Origin of the sequence: Sphingomonas sp. NIC1 (assembly GCF_001638925.1) — a bacterium.
Lineage (GTDB): Bacteria > Pseudomonadota > Alphaproteobacteria > Sphingomonadales > Sphingomonadaceae > Sphingomonas > Sphingomonas aquatilis.
The window spans coordinates 2,250,446-2,267,767 of record NZ_CP015521.1 but is presented as its reverse complement, the minus strand read 5'-3'; the positions used below and the strand labels follow the sequence as shown (position 1 = coordinate 2,267,767).

24 protein-coding genes and 1 pseudogene are annotated in these 17,322 nt (G+C 68.4%); 11 read left to right on the top strand and 14 right to left on the bottom strand.

The window, feature by feature from the left end; all coding sequences use genetic code 11:
* Window positions 1-3: 3 nt before the first annotated feature.
* From A7E77_RS10850 to A7E77_RS10840, 3 genes and pseudogenes are all read right to left on the bottom strand, one after another.
* Window positions 4-564 carry a TadE/TadG family type IV pilus assembly protein gene (locus tag A7E77_RS10850; protein ID WP_063687927.1) on the bottom strand — a complete coding sequence of 187 codons (561 nt, stop codon included), beginning with the start codon at window positions 562-564 and terminating at the stop codon, window positions 4-6.
* Window positions 561-1,175 carry a TadE/TadG family type IV pilus assembly protein gene (locus A7E77_RS10845; protein ID WP_063687925.1) on the bottom strand — a complete coding sequence of 205 codons (615 nt, stop codon included), beginning with the start codon at window positions 1,173-1,175 and terminating at the stop codon, window positions 561-563. Before A7E77_RS10845 ends, A7E77_RS10850 begins: the two co-directional genes overlap by 4 nt.
* 95 nt (window positions 1,176-1,270) lie before the next feature.
* Window positions 1,271-1,811: pseudogene (locus A7E77_RS10840) on the bottom strand (J domain-containing protein).
* Window positions 1,812-1,924: 113 nt separating this feature from the next.
* Between A7E77_RS10840 and A7E77_RS10835 the strand changes: the two are divergent.
* The 6 genes from A7E77_RS10835 to A7E77_RS10810 all read left to right on the top strand — a co-directional run bounded on the left by A7E77_RS10835 (window position 1,925) and on the right by A7E77_RS10810 (window position 5,172).
* The gene (locus tag A7E77_RS10835; protein WP_017977837.1) at window positions 1,925-2,215 is read left to right on the top strand and encodes a BolA family protein; all 291 of its coding nucleotides are present in this window, start codon (window positions 1,925-1,927) and stop codon (window positions 2,213-2,215) included.
* Between the two features lie 13 nt (window positions 2,216-2,228).
* The gene (locus A7E77_RS10830) at window positions 2,229-2,954 is read left to right on the top strand and encodes a glutathione S-transferase (RefSeq protein ID WP_063687923.1); all 726 of its coding nucleotides are present in this window, start codon (window positions 2,229-2,231) and stop codon (window positions 2,952-2,954) included.
* Between the two features lie 137 nt (window positions 2,955-3,091).
* The gene (locus A7E77_RS10825; protein WP_063687921.1) at window positions 3,092-3,550 is read left to right on the top strand and encodes an NUDIX hydrolase; all 459 of its coding nucleotides are present in this window, start codon (window positions 3,092-3,094) and stop codon (window positions 3,548-3,550) included.
* On the top strand, window positions 3,543-4,442 hold the full coding sequence (locus A7E77_RS10820; RefSeq protein ID WP_063687919.1) for a pirin family protein: 900 nt from the start codon (window positions 3,543-3,545) through the stop codon (window positions 4,440-4,442). The genes A7E77_RS10825 and A7E77_RS10820 overlap by 8 nt, the downstream gene beginning before the upstream one ends.
* A 50-nt stretch (window positions 4,443-4,492) precedes the next feature.
* Window positions 4,493-4,987: a nucleoside deaminase gene (locus A7E77_RS10815; RefSeq protein WP_017977833.1), complete on the top strand. Its 495-nt coding sequence runs from the start codon at window positions 4,493-4,495 to the stop codon at window positions 4,985-4,987.
* On the top strand, window positions 4,984-5,172 hold the full coding sequence (locus A7E77_RS10810; RefSeq protein ID WP_017977832.1) for a ComEA family DNA-binding protein: 189 nt from the start codon (window positions 4,984-4,986) through the stop codon (window positions 5,170-5,172). The genes A7E77_RS10815 and A7E77_RS10810 overlap by 4 nt, the downstream gene beginning before the upstream one ends.
* Window positions 5,173-5,585: 413 nt before the next feature.
* Here A7E77_RS10810 and A7E77_RS10805 read toward each other — a convergent pair whose 3' ends face one another.
* The 10 genes from A7E77_RS10805 to A7E77_RS17995 form a co-directional block, all read right to left on the bottom strand.
* Entirely contained in the window at window positions 5,586-5,891 is a 306-nt protein-coding gene (locus A7E77_RS10805; RefSeq protein WP_063687917.1) for a hypothetical protein, read from the bottom strand.
* Window positions 5,892-5,908: 17 nt separating this feature from the next.
* Entirely contained in the window at window positions 5,909-7,375 is a 1,467-nt protein-coding gene (locus A7E77_RS10800) for an HWE histidine kinase domain-containing protein (RefSeq protein WP_063689897.1), read from the bottom strand.
* A gap of 160 nt (window positions 7,376-7,535) precedes the next feature.
* Window positions 7,536-7,700, bottom strand: a complete 165-nt coding sequence (locus A7E77_RS18005) for a hypothetical protein (protein ID WP_192929967.1) — start codon at window positions 7,698-7,700, stop codon at window positions 7,536-7,538.
* 334 nt (window positions 7,701-8,034) lie between these two features.
* On the bottom strand, window positions 8,035-8,178 hold the full coding sequence (locus A7E77_RS17385; RefSeq protein WP_018250489.1) for an entericidin A/B family lipoprotein: 144 nt from the start codon (window positions 8,176-8,178) through the stop codon (window positions 8,035-8,037).
* Window positions 8,179-8,248: 70 nt separating this feature from the next.
* Entirely contained in the window at window positions 8,249-9,130 is an 882-nt protein-coding gene (locus tag A7E77_RS10795) for a hypothetical protein (protein ID WP_063687915.1), read from the bottom strand.
* A 33-nt stretch (window positions 9,131-9,163) separates the two neighbouring features.
* Window positions 9,164-9,331 (bottom strand): hypothetical protein, encoded by a 168-nt coding sequence (locus tag A7E77_RS18000; protein WP_192929966.1) that lies wholly within the window; start codon window positions 9,329-9,331, stop codon window positions 9,164-9,166.
* Window positions 9,328-10,839, bottom strand: a complete 1,512-nt coding sequence (locus tag A7E77_RS10790; protein ID WP_063687912.1) for a PAS domain S-box protein — start codon at window positions 10,837-10,839, stop codon at window positions 9,328-9,330. Before A7E77_RS10790 ends, A7E77_RS18000 begins: the two co-directional genes overlap by 4 nt.
* 10 nt (window positions 10,840-10,849) lie before the next feature.
* Window positions 10,850-11,281 (bottom strand): CsbD family protein, encoded by a 432-nt coding sequence (locus tag A7E77_RS10785; protein ID WP_043060410.1) that lies wholly within the window; start codon window positions 11,279-11,281, stop codon window positions 10,850-10,852.
* Between the two features lie 34 nt (window positions 11,282-11,315).
* Window positions 11,316-11,645: a hypothetical protein gene (locus A7E77_RS10780; protein WP_063687910.1), complete on the bottom strand. Its 330-nt coding sequence runs from the start codon at window positions 11,643-11,645 to the stop codon at window positions 11,316-11,318.
* Window positions 11,646-11,741: 96 nt separating this feature from the next.
* Window positions 11,742-11,936 (bottom strand): hypothetical protein, encoded by a 195-nt coding sequence (locus tag A7E77_RS17995; RefSeq protein ID WP_192929965.1) that lies wholly within the window; start codon window positions 11,934-11,936, stop codon window positions 11,742-11,744.
* Window positions 11,937-12,097: 161 nt separating this feature from the next.
* Here A7E77_RS17995 and A7E77_RS10775 point away from each other — a divergent pair, with 161 nt between their 5' ends.
* Both A7E77_RS10775 and A7E77_RS10770 read left to right on the top strand, forming a co-directional pair.
* The gene (locus A7E77_RS10775) at window positions 12,098-12,982 is read left to right on the top strand and encodes an alpha/beta fold hydrolase (RefSeq protein ID WP_063687908.1); all 885 of its coding nucleotides are present in this window, start codon (window positions 12,098-12,100) and stop codon (window positions 12,980-12,982) included.
* A 275-nt stretch (window positions 12,983-13,257) separates the two neighbouring features.
* Entirely contained in the window at window positions 13,258-13,740 is a 483-nt protein-coding gene (locus tag A7E77_RS10770; protein WP_063687906.1) for an RcnB family protein, read from the top strand.
* A 210-nt stretch (window positions 13,741-13,950) separates the two neighbouring features.
* Here the strand turns inward: A7E77_RS10770 and A7E77_RS10765 are convergent, their stop codons facing one another.
* A complete protein-coding gene (locus A7E77_RS10765) occupies window positions 13,951-15,063 on the bottom strand; it encodes a DUF2332 domain-containing protein (protein ID WP_063687904.1) in 1,113 nt (370 codons plus the stop codon).
* A gap of 61 nt (window positions 15,064-15,124) precedes the next feature.
* Here A7E77_RS10765 and hisG point away from each other — a divergent pair, with 61 nt between their 5' ends.
* The 3 genes from hisG to A7E77_RS10750 are packed head-to-tail and all read left to right on the top strand — an operon-like array spanning window position 15,125 to window position 17,297.
* Window positions 15,125-15,784 (top strand): ATP phosphoribosyltransferase, encoded by a 660-nt coding sequence (hisG, locus tag A7E77_RS10760; protein WP_147036582.1) that lies wholly within the window; start codon window positions 15,125-15,127, stop codon window positions 15,782-15,784.
* Entirely contained in the window at window positions 15,781-17,076 is a 1,296-nt protein-coding gene (hisD, locus tag A7E77_RS10755; protein ID WP_063687900.1) for a histidinol dehydrogenase, read from the top strand. The genes hisG and hisD overlap by 4 nt, the downstream gene beginning before the upstream one ends.
* A gap of 17 nt (window positions 17,077-17,093) precedes the next feature.
* Entirely contained in the window at window positions 17,094-17,297 is a 204-nt protein-coding gene (locus tag A7E77_RS10750; protein ID WP_063687898.1) for a hypothetical protein, read from the top strand.
* Window positions 17,298-17,322 lie beyond the last annotated feature (25 nt).

The window sequence follows — 17,322 nt, the reverse complement described above, 5'->3', positions numbered from 1 at the left end:
GGATCAACAATCCACACAGGTGACGGCAGAGGAATTGCGCGGCAGCATGATCAGCGAATCACCCAGCTTGATCGGCCCGATGAAGCCGAAATTGGTCGGCGGCTGATAGGCATAGGTCACGCGGGCGATCAGGAACGACACGCCGCGCACCCGCATCTGGGTGGGGATCGTCGCCACGGTGCCCTTCACGTCGGGAATACCGTTCAGGGCCCGGCTCCAGTCGACGCGCGCCTGGTAATTGTTGTCGATCGTGACATGCGTCAGCCGGATCGTCGCGCGGGCGGCGGGATAGGGCGCCATCACCTGCGTCGCGGCGGCCAGGCTGTTGTCGATCTCGCGCTGCGTCGTCGAGCCGGTCGCGTTCTGGGCAATCAGGTCGGCGACGCCGCGCGTCGCGATCGTCACCTTGCGATTGCACGAAATGCCGTCCTGCAACTGGACGCTGCCCAGATACAGGATCAGCAGGATCGGCAGGATCATCGCGAATTCGATCAGCGCCAGCCCGCGTCGATCGCGCCGCAATGCGCGGAAGGGGCGCGGCCATCGGATGCGGCGCCCGGTCATTGATAGGTCTCCGACTTGGCGACCGACGTCGCCATCAGCAGCCGCCGGCCCTTGCCGATATTGCTGAAATCGAACAGCGGCGACGTCTGGATCGGCCACACGTACATGAAGCGGACGGCGACGATCGATCCCTGGTTCCCCAGGTCGTAGGCGAAGACGTTGGCGATGCGGCCGTCGGGGCCCATGGTGATCGCCGGCGGCGAATTGTCGAGCAGCGTCCAATCGACCGCGCTCTTCACCTCCACGTACAGGCGCGAACACGGCAGGAAGGCCGGCAGCGATGCGCAGCCGGCCTGACGGAATCGTTCGGCCAGTTGCGCTCGCGTCATGCCCGACATGGTGCCGTTATTGTCGGCGGCCTGCGTCCGGCCGGTCACGATCCCGCGCGCGGCGCGCTCGACCGCGGTTTCCAACGTTTCCTGGACGAAATAGGCCAGGCTCGTCACGGCCACCGCCAGCATCAGCGCGACGAAGGGCACCGCGACGATCGCGAATTCGACGATCGTCGCCCCCCGCGCATCGCGCAACAGGCGCGCGGCGCCGCGGTGCGCCGCGGGCGCGCGATGCGCCGGGCGCCGGGCACGGGCGCGTGGGATGGTCGGAGGCCTCATGCGGCCATCCTACCGGACAAAAGTAAACAAAAATCCAAACTGGTCCGCTTCGGGCTTTCCAGCGCAATGGTTCTATATGCGGGTCGCGTCAGCGGTCACAGGAAGGCGGGCGCCTGCCGCAGCTGCTGATAGGCCGCGATCACCTTTTGCAGCATCGCTTCGTGGCTGCGATCGCCGCCGTTGCGATCGGGGTGATAGGTGCGGACGAGTTCCGAATAGCGCTTGCGCAGCGCGGTCCGATCGGCGTCCGGGGCCAGCCCCCAGCACCTTCAGGCTCGCCCGGTCCTGACCCGACAGCGGCTTGCCGTCGCGGCGCTCGGGCGCGACCTTGCGGCGATAGCGGGCGCCGATCGCATCGAGCGGATCGCGGAAATCGGCCCAGCGCGGCCCCTGGTCGCCCGTGCCCGCCCGCGCGAACGCCCGCGTTTCGCTCTCCCAACCCGCCAGCGGCCGCTGCGCGCGATGGATCTCGTCCGCGGTCATCCCGTCGAAGTAATTGTACCGGCTGTTGAACGCGCGGACATGCTCCAGGCACATCCAGCGGAACGCGCCCGGCCCGCTGCCGCCATCGCTCGCGCCTTCCAGCGGCGGCGCGCGGAATTCGCCCGGCTCCTCGCAACCCGGCTCGGCACACATCCGGCCATTCGCTTCCACCCGGCCATGAAACCGCGTGTGCGGCCGGTCTTTCCTGTCACTTCCGCGCGCCACGAACGCTCCCTAATCTGCGCAAGTCTGGCTATATAGGCGCGATGACCGACACCGCCACCGCCGCCCGTCCCCTCGCCGACATCATCGCGGAGCGCCTGCGCGACGCGCTGCAACCGACCCATCTTGAGGTCGTCAACGACAGCCATCATCACGCCGGCCATATGGGGGACGACGGCACGGGGGAGTCGCATTTCAGCGTGTCCGTCGAAAGCCCGCTGTTCGCCGGCGAAACCCGCGTCGCACGCCAGCGCCGCGTGAACAAAGCGCTCGCCGATCTGTTGTCGACGCGCATCCATGCCCTCGCGATCAAGGCACGCGCGCCGGGCGAGTGAACGGGAGAGCCTGATGCCCTATCGCTTGTGGTATTGGCCGACGATCCAGGGGCGCGGCGAATTCGTGCGCCTGGCGCTGGAGGCGGCCGGCATCGACTATCTCGACTGCGCCCGGCTGGAGGGTGTCGAGGCGATGATGGCCGACATGGAAACGCGGGCGAAGGCCGGCCGCGGCCCGTTCGCCCCGCCCTATCTCGCGCTCGACAATCACGCGGTGGCGCAGGTCGCCAACATCCTGCAATTCCTCGGCCAGCAGCACGATCTGGCGCCGTCGAACCTTGCCGACCGGCAGTGGATCAACCAGCTGCAACTGACCATCGCCGATTGCATCGCCGAGGTTCACAGCGTCCATCATCCGGTCGCCATGATGGCCTATTACGACGATCAGAAGGACGAGGCCGCACTCGCCGCCGACCAGTTCCGCCGGGAACGCCTGCCCAAATATCTCGACCATTTCGAGGCGGCGGCCCGGCATGGCCCGACGGAATGGCTGGTCGACCATCGCTGGACCTATGCCGACACCTCGCTGTTCCAGCTGGTCGAGGGGCTGCGCTACATGTTCCCGCAGCGGATGGCGGCGCTGGAATCGCGCTATCCCGCCTTGCTCCGCCTGCGTGACGCGGTGGCGGACCTGCCCGGTATCCGCGCCTATCTGAAAAGCGATCGGCGCCTGCCCTTCACGACCGAAGGCATCTTTCGCCACTATCCCGAACTCGACTGCGGATCGCGCTTGCACTGAACCGCAGCGTTTCCGGATTGCGGGCTGTCGCAATCGCGCTGGACCGGTAAGACACGCCCCAGCCCGCTGGCCTCCCGCCGCGTCGGCGGGAGCCGTGCCCGTACGGCTGACACCGAACGGGAGTGGAAGGAAGCCCGATGTCATCGTCCGTGCCCCGCGTCCCCCGCCCCGCCGCCCGCATCCTGCTGGTCGATGGCGCCGGCCGCGTGCTGCTGATGCGCTTCACCCCCGGCGACCGCCCGCCCCTGTGGTGTACCCCCGGCGGCGCAGTCGATCCCGGCGAAACCTACCCGCAAGCGGCCCGCCGCGAATTGTGGGAAGAGGTGGGGCTGGACATCGATTGCGGGCCTGAGGTGGCGCAGCGCACCTGCGAATTCCTGACCTTCGAAGGCGTCGAGGTGATCGCCGACGAACGCTATTTCCGTGTCGATATCGATCGCCACGACGTGCAGGCCGGCGCGCTGACCGCACTCGAACAGCGCGTGCTGGCGGGATCGCGCTGGTTCGCATTGTCCGAACTCGCCGATTGGCCGGAAGTCATCTACCCTGCTGATCTCGAACAGCTTCTTCGCGAAACGGAGCCTGCCCGTGCTTGACGATTTCGTCCTCCAGACCATCACCCCCGTCACCCACGACCTGGGCGGGTTCAAGGTTCACCGCACGCTGCCCGGCCGCGCCCGCACGATGGTGGGGCCGTTCCTGTTCTTCGACCAGATGGGCCCGGCACAGCTCGCCGCGGGCGGCGGCATTGACGTGCGCCCGCACCCGCACATCAACCTCGCCACCGTCACCTATCTGTTCGACGGCGCGATCGAACATCGCGACTCGCTCGGCACGCAGCTCCGGATCGAACCCGGCGCCGTGAACCTGATGACCGCCGGCCATGGCATCGTCCATTCGGAGCGCTCGCCCGGCGACGAGCGCGCGCACGGTCCGGTGCTGTCCGGCATCCAGACCTGGCTCGCCTTGCCCGATGCCCAGGAGGAAATGGCGCCCGATTTCGAACATGTCGCGCGCGATGCGCTGCCGACGCTGGAAGCGAACGGCGCCCGCGCGCGCATCATCATGGGCGAATTGTGGGGCCAGCGTGCGCCGACCACCACCTATGCCGGCACGATCTACGCCGACATCCTGCTCGATCCCGGCGCCGCCGTCCCCATCGATGCCGCGGCGGATGAGCGCGCCATCTATCTCGCCTTCGGTGAGGCGACGCTGGAAGGCGTACCGCTCGAACCGATGAAGCTCTACGTCCTGCGCCCCGGTATCGCCGCGACCCTGCGTTCGGAGACCGGCGGCCGCGCGATGCTGGCGGGCGGCGACGCCTTCACGACGCCGCGCCACGTCTGGTGGAACTTCGTCTCGTCGCGCCGCGAACGGATCGAGGAGGCGCGCCGCGCCTGGACCGCGGGCGAATTTCCGCTCGTCCCCGGCGACGACAAGGAATGGATTCCCATCCCGCAGGTGCCCAACACGGTCAGCTATCCCTGAGGCGTCTTTCCCCGCGCTTGTGCGTTAGGCCCTTCGAAAGCGGGGCGAATATGTGCGCAGGTGACGACGAATATTGGATGCGGATGGCGATCGACGTCGCGCGATCGAAAGGGTCCGATCCGTCGACCTCGCCGCTCGGCTGCGTGATCGTGCGCGACGGCAAGGTGCTCGCCGCCGAACGCAACCAGACACACGAACTGCCCGACGCCACCGCACATGCCGAAATGATGGCGATCCGCCGCGCCTGCGAAGGGATCGGCGAACTCGAACTGCGCGGCGCGACGCTCTATTCGACGCTGCAACCCTGCGGCATGTGTACGATGGCGTCGATCTGGTCGAAGGTCGGCCGCGTCGTCTTCGGGGCCGGCCGTGACGACGTCCATCCAATGTATTTCGAAGCGCGCCACGTCGACACGCTCGCCTTCATCGCCGACGCCTATCGCGACGATATCGAGATCGAGGGCGGCTGCCTCGCCGACGAGTGCGCCGAACTGTATTACGGCCCCGATGCCGATCTGCCGAAAGAGGAGCAGGCGAACCTGTGAGCGTCAATGTCAACACCGCCACCGCGGACGAGCTCGACGCCGTTCCCGCACTCGCCGGCCACGGCTTCGAAATCGTCCGCTACCGCGAAGACCGCGGCGGCTTCACCGCGCTACGCCAACTGGACGAAGTCCCCGGCCTCGCCGGCAAGGTCGACCCCGACGACGACACGCTGACGCTGGAGTAACGCTTCTCTCTTCGTCATCCCGGCGCACGCCGGGATCCATGGAGGGCGACGCCCCCAGCGTCAGCGCGCAACCCTCGACACGCGCGCATCCATGGATCCCGGCATGCGCCGGGATGACGAATGGAGAGGGGCGTCGACCGAAGCGCTTGGTACACAGCCCCGGCAGCCCCTGCCCCACCGATCGCACAGCCCCACCCGTCATTCCCGCGAAGGCGGGAATCCAGACGCGCTACCGTCGCGACTCCATCGCAGTCGGTAGCGGTTATGGATCCCCGCCTCCGCGGGGATGACGGTCAGGCTTAAAGGGCACGCCGACCGACACCCGCCAGCCAACCGACACCGGCTAGCCGACCGACACCCGCCAGCCAACCGACACCGGCTAGCCTACCGACGCCCGCCAGCCAGAGAACGCCCTACGCCCCTAAACCCGCAAACCACGCCGCATACACCGTGTTGCGCGCCATATGCCGGTTGAGGTCCGGCGCTCCGTCATCCCACCACACCGGTCCGCGTTCGCCGAGCGCCAACTTCGCCGCATCCACCGCGGCATGCGCCTGCGTCTCCGCGTCCGCGTCACCCGCCCGTTTCGCCGCCGCCACCGCCCGCCGCGCCGCCATCAGCTGCGCTACCAGCCTTTGCCGCTCGTCCTCTGCCAGCGCAGGGTTAGCGCGCCGCCACAGCCGTCCGCGCACCACGATATAGCGCAGGTCCGGCGTCACCGGCGGGGTCGTCCCGCTCAGACCGGGGCCTCGATCGCGAAGCGCACGCCCTCGGGCGCATAGGTGATGCCGGCCTCCCCCTCGACATGCTGGGCGAAGACGCGCTGGATCATGCGCGTGCCGAAGCCGGTGTGCATCGGCGCGGTCACCGGCGGGCCGCCCTGTTCGGCCCAGCTGAAGGCGAAGCGCCGCGCGCCGACCGCGCCGACCAGCGCCCAGCGGATCGCGACCTGCCCCTCGGGCACCGACAGCGCGCCATATTTGATCGCGTTGGTCGCCAGTTCGTGCAGCGCCATCGACAGCGCCAGCGTGATTTCGGGGCTCAGGCGGATGTCCGGCCCTTCGATCGTGAAGCGCCGGCCGTTGCTATCGAGGAACGGCGCCAGCACGCGCTCGACGATCTCGCCGATCGCCGCGCCCTCCACCTCGTCGCGCACCAGCAGCTCATGCGCCGCGCCCAAGCTCGCGATCCGGCCCGCCACCGCCGCCCGTGCCTCGCCGAGCGACGGCGCGTCGCGCAACGTCTGGCTGACCACCGCGCCGACGGTCGCCAGCGTGTTCTTCACCCGGTGCGTCAGCTCGCGCGCCAGCACCGCGCGATGCTCCTCGGCGAATTTGCGCGCCGTGATGTTGCTGGTGAAGCCCGACATTTCCAGCGGCGTTCCATCGGCGCGGCGCTGCACCGCGCCGCGCGCATGAATCCAGCGCTGCTCGCCCGCCGGCGTCAGGATGCGATATTCGATGTCATAGGGCGCGTCGTTGACGACCGTGTCCCTGATCGCGGCGAGCACGCGCGCGGCATCATCCGGGTGCAGGCTTTCGGCGAGGTCCTGCTCGCCGAAATGCGCGCCCGGAGGAAAGCCGAAATTCGCCAGGCACGATTCCGACGCGGTCAGCACGTTGCTCGGCAGCGCCAGCGTCCAGGTGCCGAGGCCACCCGCGTTGAGCGCCATCGCCAGCCGCGCCTCGCGCTCGGCGAGCAACGCCTCGCGCTTTTCCAGTTCGGCATTCAGCGAGTCGCGATCCTGCTGCAATTGCTGCAGCCGGTGCCGCTCGATCGTCACGTCCAGCTGCGACGCAACGAAATAGCGCAGCTCGCCCGCGGCATCGAACACCGGCGCCACTATCAGCCGGTTCCAGAAGGGCGTACCGTCACGCCGGTGGTTAAGCAGGTCGACTTCGATCCGCTCGCGCCGTCGGATCGAGGCGCGCAGCCGCTCGACATCCGCGGAAACGGTCAGCGGCCCCTGCATGAACCGACAGTTGCGGCCCAGCACCTCGGCCGCCTCGAACCCCGTCAGCGCGGTAAACGCGTCGTTCACATAGATGAGCGGATTATCGGGCAGCGTCGGATCGCTGACCACGATCGCGGTGATCGAATGCTGGACCACCGCCAGGAACGGATCGCTGGGGTCGAGCCCGCGCAGGAACGCGTCGATCGCCGCGCGCACGGCGGGCGGCGCGTCGAATGGCGTGTGCGGCACGGGGGGCAGCGGCTGTCGGTCCAAAGCAGGAACAGTCTTAGGCTAAAGCGGATGCCCGGACAAGAGACGCTACCGTTACGGATGCAATCGGATTGGCGTCAAAAGGCATCGGCGGCGAACCATCATGTCGTTGATCCGCCGCGATTTAATGGCGGGCTCGTTATGCGCCGTTGGTTGCCTTGAACGCGGCGGTCCGGGCGATGCGATCCGCCATCGCCAGCCATGCCTCTTCCGACCGGCGATAGCGATCGCGCACCTGCGACAGCTGGGTCGCCGCGGCCTCGCGCGCGCAGGACGCCGCCTGGTCCCGATAATAGCTCTCCATGGCGTCAGGCCCCTTTCTGCATGGTCGATCGAGATGGTCGATACGCTACGCAACAGCGCCGGCGCGCCCAGCGGCGCGGGCCATCGCGATGGCTTAGGAAAACGAAGGACCCGCATCCGCGCATCCGGTTCGGATGGCGCTGCTCAGGCCGTGCAAGGGGCATCGCGATGGGGAGACTTTTGGTCAGGGCAGGTCCGGCAGGTCAAACGATGCGGGCGCAATCGGATGAGACCCGCCCGTTTGATCTACAACGCGCGATCCGCTCACCGGTTCCCGCGCTATAACGGCCCCCGATACGAAACGGGGCGGACCCTTCGGCCCGCCCCGCCCGGCGTCACTTCTTCTTTTCGCCCGAGGCGTCGGAGATGGCGGAGCCGGCCGACTTCAGGTCCTTGCCCGCGCCGTTGACCGTGTTGCACGCCGACAGCGACAGCACGGTGGCGAGCGCCAGCGCGGCGCCGATGGTCTTGGTGGTCATCATCGTGTCCTTTCCAGACAGTCCGTAAAAGGATGCGGCGGGCCCGAATACGCCGGCCCGCCGCGCACACTCAGCGCAGCTTGCGGCGGGTCGCCGCAGTTGCACCGAAACCAGCCGCACCAGCGCCGATCAGCAGCGCAAGCACGAGCATGAACGAGGTGCCGGCAGCAGCACCCGCCGCCTTGTCGGTCGCGACCTTCGCGGTTTCGACCGTCTTGTCCTTGGCCTGGACGAACTGCTGCTTGGCGCGCGTCACCTGGGCCTGCGCCTGTTCGCGGCTGATCTTGCGCTGCGCGGCGACGATGTCGACGACGCGGGCTTCCGCCTGCTGGCCTTCGGCGCCGCCACGGGCCATCGCCGGCAGTTCCTTGGCGATCGCGGTCTGCGCCTGCTCGGGCGTCATCTGTGCGGGATCATTCGGCGCGTCCGACAGATAGGCCGCGGCCTCGCTGCGCACGTCCTGCTTGTCGATGCCCGCGACCGAGGCTGCGGCCGGTGCCGCCGCGCCCACCGTGCTGCCCGCCGCGCCGGCGACCGCACCCACCGTGCGGAACGCGCCGCCAATGATGCCGCCGACGACCGAGGTCAGCAGGTACAGCGTCAGGATCAGCGTGACGCCCCACACGACCAGGCCGTGGACCAGCGCGTCGAACCGGTCATGCACGCCCGCGACGCGCGCCGCGGCATAGCCGCCCGCACCCAGCGCGATGACGGTGGTGATCAGCCAGAAGATGCCCGCGCCGATGCCGAAGCCCGCCGCGCCCGGCGTCGTGCCCTCGACCGGATCGACCATGGTCAGGCCGATGCCCGCGCCCAGGATGCCCAGCACCAGCTGCACCGCCACGGCGATGACGACGCCGGCGAACACCGCGCCCCACGACAATCGGGTCGGCGTCTTCGCCGTGCGCAGGTCATCGCCCGGCACCGGGCCGGTATAAGCATGGGTAGCCATAATCACTCCTGTTGGAAAAATGCGTGTCCGGGATCAGTCCCGGGAATCCTTGGTCCGCCGGGTCGCCGCAGCGGTGCCCGCGTCCTTTTCGGCACGACCGCGCTCGCGCGCCGCATCGTCGCCGATCAACTTGCCGATCGCTTCCTGCACGGACCCCTTGGTCGCGCGCTTGGCGGCATCGGCTTTCGGGGTCTTGCTCATGCCGCCGCCTCCGTTTCGATGACGACGCCTTCGCCGTCGAAGCCGCGCGCGCGGGCCCAGGCGACCGCGGCGATGCGACGGTTGACGCCGATCTTGGCGTAGATGCGCGCGACATGGTTGCGCACCGTGTTGCCCGATACGTCGAGCGCCCGCGCGATGCGCTTGTCATCATAGCCGCGGCAGATCAGCGCCAGCACGTCGCGTTCGCGCCGCGTCAGATCGTCCAGGCCCGGCCCGTCCGCCTGCCGCTCGGGCGCGCGCAGCCGGGCGAGCTTGTCCATGATCGACCGGCTGAACCAGCTGGTGTCCTTCATCACCGCCTCGATCGCCTCGACCAGCTCCAGCTCGGTCGCCTTGCGCTGCGTGATGTCCTGGAACGCCCACAGCACGCAGGCGTCGTCGCCCAGCCGGATCGCCTCGGTCGACACCAGACAGTCGATCCCCGCGCCGTCCTTGGCATGGATGCGCGCCTCATGGCCGCGCAGAGCATGGCCGTCCTCGATCAGCGCCTCGATCTCTTCGCGCATCGTGGAATGTTCCCACAATTCCACCTCGCCCAACGGGCGGCCGATGATCTCGGTCGAGGCATAGCCGGTCATCTGCGTGAAGCTGGCATTCACTTCGCACAGCAGATGTCCGTCGCGCGCGCCGATCGCCATCGGCACCGGCGCCATCTGGAAGGTGCGGGTGAACCGCTCCTCGCTGTGGCGCAGCGCGCCCTCCGCCTTCCGGCGCGGTTCCAGGTCGGCGAAGGTGAACAGCATGCACGGCTGGTCGCCCATGTCGATCGGCTGCCCGGCGACGATCACCAGCTTGGTGCCGCCGCCCGGCAGCTCCAGCTCCGCCTCCATCTGCGGGATCGTCCGCCCTTCGGCGAGCCGTTCCTTGGCCAGATCGCGGCGTTCCGCCTCGCGCAGCACGTCAATGTCGTACACCGTCTTGCACAGCACCTGGTCGCGCTGATGCCCGGTCATCTCCAGGAAACCCTGGTTGACCTTGACGAAGCGCAGGTCGCTGAGCCGGCAGATCACCGCCGGCGCCGGATTGGCATTGAACGACTGTTCGAAGCGATCCTCCGCTTCGTAGCGCGCCGACACGTCCTGGATGATCAGCACCAGGCACGCCGGCTCGCCATCGTCCGCGTCGTTGAGCACCAGGCTGCGCACCTGATGCACCCAGCGCGGGGCATCCTCGCCCGCCACCGTCACCTCGACGACCACTTCGGAAAAGCTGTCGCCCGCGACGACGCGTTCGATTGGGTAATCGTCCGCTTCCAGCCGGTGGTTGTTGCGATAGCGCAGCTGGAAGCGGGACCGATATTCGTCGACGGTCGCGCCCAGCTCCTCGACCGATCCGACGCCGTGCATCGCCAGCGCGGCGTCGTTCGCCCAGAGCAGGCTCTGGTCGGGATCGATCAGGATCACCCCTTCGTCGAGGCCGACGATGATCTGGCGCAAATGGCGCAGATCGACGGTATCACGCAGGGATTTGAGCAGGGCGGCCGTCATCGCGTGCCCCTCAGGCGCGACGCCCGTGGATCAGCCAGCCGAGCGCATAGCCACCGACCAGCGCGGCCACCGCCCACAGAGCCGGCGTGTCCTGCACGGTCTTCGCCGCCGCCTTGCCATGTTCGCGCGCGGCGTCCGCGGCGACCTTGCCGTGCTTGCCCGCGGCATCCTTGGCGCGCGCGGCGGTGTCGCCCGCCACGTCGGCGATCCGCTCGCCCGCGTCCTTCAGCCGGTCGCGCGCTTCGTCGAGCAACTCGGGTGCGCTATCCACCGCCTCGCCGATGATCGACTTGGCGCGACCATAGGTGTGCTGGGCACCGCCGGCGACCTGATCGACGACGCCGTCGACCTGCCAGTCGCGGCTGTTTACCGTATCGCCGATCGCCTTTTCGACCTTGCCGGTCGCATAGCGCACGCCGCCGTGGAATTCGTCCTTGTTCATGGAATATCTCCTTTGCGGATGGGAAAAAGCAGGATCAGGGCAGGACGCCGCAGCCCGCCGCGGCCTTGCCGACCGACAGAGCGATCTTCGGATCCTTCAGCTCGCCCGCGACGCGGATCAGGTCGCCCACCGTCAGCACGCCCGGATTGGGATCGTTCTGCTTGTAGGCTGCAGCGGCGCGGCCCAGCTGTTGCAGCTGGCCGAGCGTCAGGTCGCTCTGCAGCCGCCCGCCGACGCAATCGGCGCGGCTTTCGTCCAGGCCATAACGCTGCAGCCCGGTCGAAATCCGCGTCGCGGGTGCAGCACAGGCGGCCAGCGCCACCGCACCGCAAAACACCGTCGCTATGGTCCGGGTATGCCCCATGGCCGATCCCTGCCTCTGCCGGCCCCACAGCAGGGCCGGTTCGGGCGCATCAACCCATGTTAGGCTGGTCCGTTCCTGGTATCTTTGCGCAAATACCTAGTCAGGAAGCACTATTTCCAGCAGCCCAACTTGCTCGCGATATAGCTGCTCCAGCCGCAGATGGATCGCGCGCGATCCCATATCCGCTGCTTTTTCAGCACCTTGCCGATGCTCCTCCGCCCGGCGCCGCAGATAGGCCAGCTCCTCGGGGCCGGACCGGAAAACGGGTGTCTCTGAAGGCGTATCGGTCATGGGGCGGCACGCTAACGTGCTGTTTCACAGTGCCTATCGGCCAGGATGCACCCATGACATGGTAGATCGGTATGCCCTTGCGCACGGGCATGACGGCATGACCAAAGGCCGCTAGGCTTGCTGCACGACGACCCGCACAGGGCTTGCGACAGGAGAGAGTGATGACCGACATGCCGCTGACCCGTATCGCGCTGCCCACCGGCGTGGAACTCGACGTCGCGATCGCCGGCGATCCCACACATCCGCCGGTCATCCTGCTGCACGGCTTTCCCGAATCGCACCGCACGTGGCGCGGCGTGATCCCCGATCTTGCCCGCGACCATTATGTCGTCGCGCCGGACCAGCGCGGCTTCGCCCGCTCCTCCAAACCGCAAGGGGTGGAGGCCTATGCCGCAGAGCATATCCTCGCCGACCTGATCGCGCTCGCCGATCACCTCGGCATCGATCGCTTCACTTTGGTCGGCCATGACTGGGGCGGCGCGATCGCGTGGATGGCGGCGCTGACCCGGCCCGATCGCGTCGCGCGCCTCGTCATCGTCAACGCGCCGCATCCCCTGCTCTTCCAGCGCGCGCTGTTCGACGAGCCGGAGCAGCGCAAGGCCAGCCAGTACATCACCCGCTTCCGCGACACGGGCATCGACCAGGGCCTCGTCGGCGCCGGCCTCGAAAAATTCCTCGGCTCCACCTTCGCGCATCACGTGACGCACGCCATCGCCGGCGCGGACAAGGCCGCCTATCTGGACGAATGGTCGCAGCCGGGCGCGATGACCGCGATGCTCAACTGGTATCGCGCGTCGAAGGTGATCGTCCCCGCGATGGACGAAATCCCACCCCGCCCCGCCTTCCTCGACGCGCCCTTCCCGCCGATCACGCAGGACACTTTGGTCATCTGGGGCATGCGCGATTCGGCGCTGCTGCCGGTGCTGGTCGACGGTCTGCCGCCCTATGTCCCGCAGCTGACGGTCGAGAAGATCGACGCCGGCCATTTCGTCCCCTGGGAAAAGCCCGAGGCGGTGGTCGCGGCAATGCGGCGCTGGGACATCTGACGCCCCCACACCCACCCCGTTCGCCCTGAGCCTGTCGAAGGGCGGGGCGCCTCACACACCGCCATCGCCCGTGGTATCCGTGCTTCGACAGGCTCAGCACGAACGGCGTGGATGGGGCGGCAATGCGTAGATGCGAAACCGGAATAAAGGACAGCCACCTTTCCCCAAGATGACCAAAGCATTCCTCACGCGTTCAGCGACGCGCGGTCACAAGACCGTTCTGCGTTACGCCCCGACCCACAAGCGGGCGGTACGCGAACCGAGGAGTGAAACACATGCGTAAGATCATGATCGCGGCCCTCGCCGCTGCCACCATCCTGCCTGCTGGCGTCGCCAATGCGCAGAGCGCCCGCGAAGTCCGCCAGAGCGAACGCGAGCTGCGCCAGAGCCAGCGCGATCTCGCCGAAGCGCGCCGCTACGGCGACCGCCGCGACATCCGCGATGCGCGCCGCGAAGTGCGCGAGAATCGTCAGGAGCTTCGCGAGGATTGGCGCGACTATCGCCGCACGCACGGCGACGTCTATCGCCGCGGCACCTATGCCGGCCCGCGCGGCTATCGCTATCGCCCGGTGACCAACGGCTATCGCTTCGCGCCGAGCTATTACGGCCGCCAATATTGGATCAACGACTACGCGACCTACCGCCTGCCGCGCCCGGGCTACGGCTATCAGCGCTGGGTCCGCTACGGCAACGACGTCGTGCTGGTCGACACCCGCTCGGGCCGCGTCGTCCAGGTCTACAACCGCTTCTTCTACTAAGCGCGGTCGGCAGTCAGGGTGGTATTCAGTCCTCCCCCGCAAGGGGGAGGTGGCGCCGCCGAAGGCGGTGACGGAGGGGGCGGATAGGAACGTCCCAAGTCATTTGCCGCCACCCTGACCTCCCCCTCCGTCATGCCTGCGGCATGCCACCTCCCCCTGGCGGGGGAGGACCAGAATAGCGCGATCAACCCCGCGACACACCGGGGCGGCTCACGCCGTCCCGGTATCCGCCTCATACGCCCCGCGCCGCATCACATAGTCGCGCGTCTCGTAGGGCGGCGACAGCCCTTCCACCCAGGCGCCATGCGCATGGGTCAGCGCCACCAGCTCCATGGGCGTCTCGCCCGGCCAGCCGCGCACGCGCACCTCATGCCGGTGCAGATCGCGATTGGGCTCCATCATCACCCAGCCGAGCGGCCGCTCCGCCGTGGCACGCGCGCCCGCTGCCGCCATCGCTTCGCCGACTCGCGCGCGTGTCGCGGGCGGTAGATATTGCCACACCACCGAATGCATCAGCACGCGCGTAACGCCCGCCGCCTGCGGTTCGGCGAGCCGCGCCTCCACCCAGTCCGCCGCATCGCCCTGCACCAGATCGACGCCGTGCGCGCGTACCAGATCGATCGCCCGCGCCAGCCGCTCCTGCCGATCGGTCGCCTCCACCCAGACATAGGCCTGCAACCGCTGCGCCTGGCGTTCGTCGGACAGATCGACCGGCGCGATATCGACGCCCCTCACCCGCTCCACCGCGATCGGCACCGCCGGCGGCGGCGGCCCGCGCCAGTCGGGCGTGAGCATCAATGCCGCCTCCGCCGGCCCCACCCGCGTGCCGCCAAGGTCGAAGCCATAATGCCCGATCATCAGGTTCAATCCCGCGCTCGACCCGATCTCGAGCAGCTCGACGCGCGGGCCATAGCGTGCGGCGATATGCAGCAGCCCGGTCATCAGCCCCGCCGATCGCCCGACCTCATTGGTCTGCGGCGGCCCGTCCAGCCACGGCCGGATCGCCGCATCGTGCCGCGCCAGCGTCGCCCGCAACACGTCGGCAATCGCCGCCGGATCGGTCATCTCGCCCGCGAACACCCGTGACAGATCGGCGTCCGCGCCCGCCCGATGCAGCGCATGCAGCCCGCCGACCAGACGCAGCACCAGCGCATCCGCCACCGGCTCGCCCGGCCAGTCGAGCACCGTCCGCCCCGTCTCCGTCGATCGATCCAGCGCCGCTGGCAGCGCTTCGACGATCCGGTTGGTCACCGGCGCGTCCATCGCCTTGCAATAGCCCGCCTGCACCTCGAACGACTTGAGATTCTCTGCCTCACTCGCCATCGACTCGCCTCCTGCCGGCGCCGTGTTGCGCCTGCTCCCCACCGCCAGTAAAGCCCCGCGCGTGCCGACACCTTTAGTCATCGCCGTGCCCAAGGGGCGCATCCTCTCCGAGGCCCTTCCCCTGCTCGCCCGCGCCGGTATCCATCCCGAAGCCGCGTTCGGCGACGAAAACAGTCGTGCGCTGCGCTTCGCCACCGATGTGCCGCATATCGAGCTGATCCGCGTCCGCGCCTTCGACGTCGCGACCTTCGTCGCACATGGTGCCGCGCAACTCGGCATCGTCGGGTCGGACGTGCTGGCCGAGTTCGATTATTCCGAACTCTACGCCCCCGTCGACCTCGGCATCGGCCATTGCCGCATCTCGGTCGCCGAACCCGCCGCCATGGCCGCGACCGACGATCCGCGCGGCTGGAGCCATGTCCGCGTCGCGACCAAATATCCGCACATCACCGCCGCCCACTTCGCCAATCGGGGCGTCCAGGCGGAATGCGTCAAGCTGAACGGCGCGATGGAGCTGGCGCCGACGCTGGGTCTCGCCCCGCGCATCGTCGACCTCGTCTCCTCGGGCCGCACGCTCAAGGAAAACGGCCTCGTCGAAGTAGAGGTGATCGCCGAAGTCACCAGCCGCCTGATCGTCAACCGCGCCGCGATGAAGACGCGCGCCGAAGTCGTGCCGCTGGTCGAGGCATTCCGCCGCGCCGTGGCGGAGGGCATGAAGTGATCCACCTCGACACCCGCGACGCCGGTTTCGCCGACGCCTTCACCTTGTTGGTCGACGGTCGCCGCGAAGCCGCCGCCGATGTCGCCCGCGACGTCGCAACGATCATCCGCGCCGTCCGCGACGATGGCGAAGCGGCGATCCGCGCCTTCACGCAAAAGCTCGATCGGCATGACTTGGCGGAGACCGGCTGGCGCATCGAACCCGCCACCTGCGCCGCGGCGTATGAGGCGCTCGACCCGCAGCTGCGCGACGCGCTCGACCTCGCCGCCACCCGCATCCGCGCCTATCACGAACGCCAGAAGCCGACCGACACCGATTATGTCGACGAGGCCGGCGTCCGCCTCGGCGCGCGCTGGCGCGGCGTCGATGCCGCGGGCATCTACGTCCCCGGCGGCCGCGCGGCCTATCCGTCATCGCTGCTGATGAACGCCATCCCCGCCAAGGTCGCCGGCGTCGAGCGGCTGGTGATGGTCACCCCCACCCCCGATGGCGAGATCAACCCGCTCGTCCTCGCCGCCGCGCACCTGGCCGGCGTCGATGAAGTATGGCGCATCGGCGGCGCGCAGGCGATCGCCGCGCTCGCTTATGGCGCCGGGCGCATCGCCCCGGTCGACGTCGTCACCGGCCCCGGCAATGCCTGGGTCGCGGAGGCCAAGCGCCAGGTCTATGGCGTCGTCGGCATCGACATGGTCGCCGGCCCCAGCGAGATCGTCGTCGTCGCCGACGCCAAGAACGATCCGCAATGGACCGCCGCCGACCTGTTGAGCCAGGCCGAGCACGACACCACGACGCAGTCGATCCTGTTCACCGACGACGCCGACTATGCGCAGGCCGTCGCGCGGGCAGTGGACGAGGAACTGGCCATCCTCCCCACGGCCGCAGTCGCGCGCGCCGCATGGGACGCCAACGGCGCGATCATCGTCGTCGACAGCCTCGAGGCCGCCTGCCCGCTGGTCGACCGCCTCGCCCCCGAACACCTCCAGCTCGCCGTCGATAACCCGCAGGCGCTGTTCGATAAGGTGCGCCACGCCGGCAGCGTCTTCCTCGGCCGCCACACGCCCGAAGCGATCGGCGATTACGTCGCCGGCCCCAACCACGTCCTCCCCACCGGCCGCCGCGCCCGCTTCGCCAGCGGCCTGTCGGTCCTCGACTTCATGAAGCGCACGAGCTTCCTCGGGCTCGACGAAGCGGCACTCGCCACGCTCGGCCCCGCGACGGTCGCCCTCGCCCATGCCGAAGGCCTGCCCGCCCACGCGCGGTCCGTGGCCCTGCGGTTGCGGCTCAACAGATAAGGGTCCGGGAAGTAGAGATGTCGCCTGTCGAGATTTATGGCGAGGACGAACTGAAACCCCTCTTTGAGGGCAAATTCGCCTTTCTTCCGCGCATTGGAGATACGATCTCCAAAGAGAGGGGCGGCTACTTCGACTATTACAAAGTCGTTGAAATCTGGCAACGGGAGGAGGGGGAGAGCGGCGTCTTCCAGCCCTGTCTCAGCGTCAACGCCATCGACTAGCCGCTGCGGCGGTGGCACCACGCAA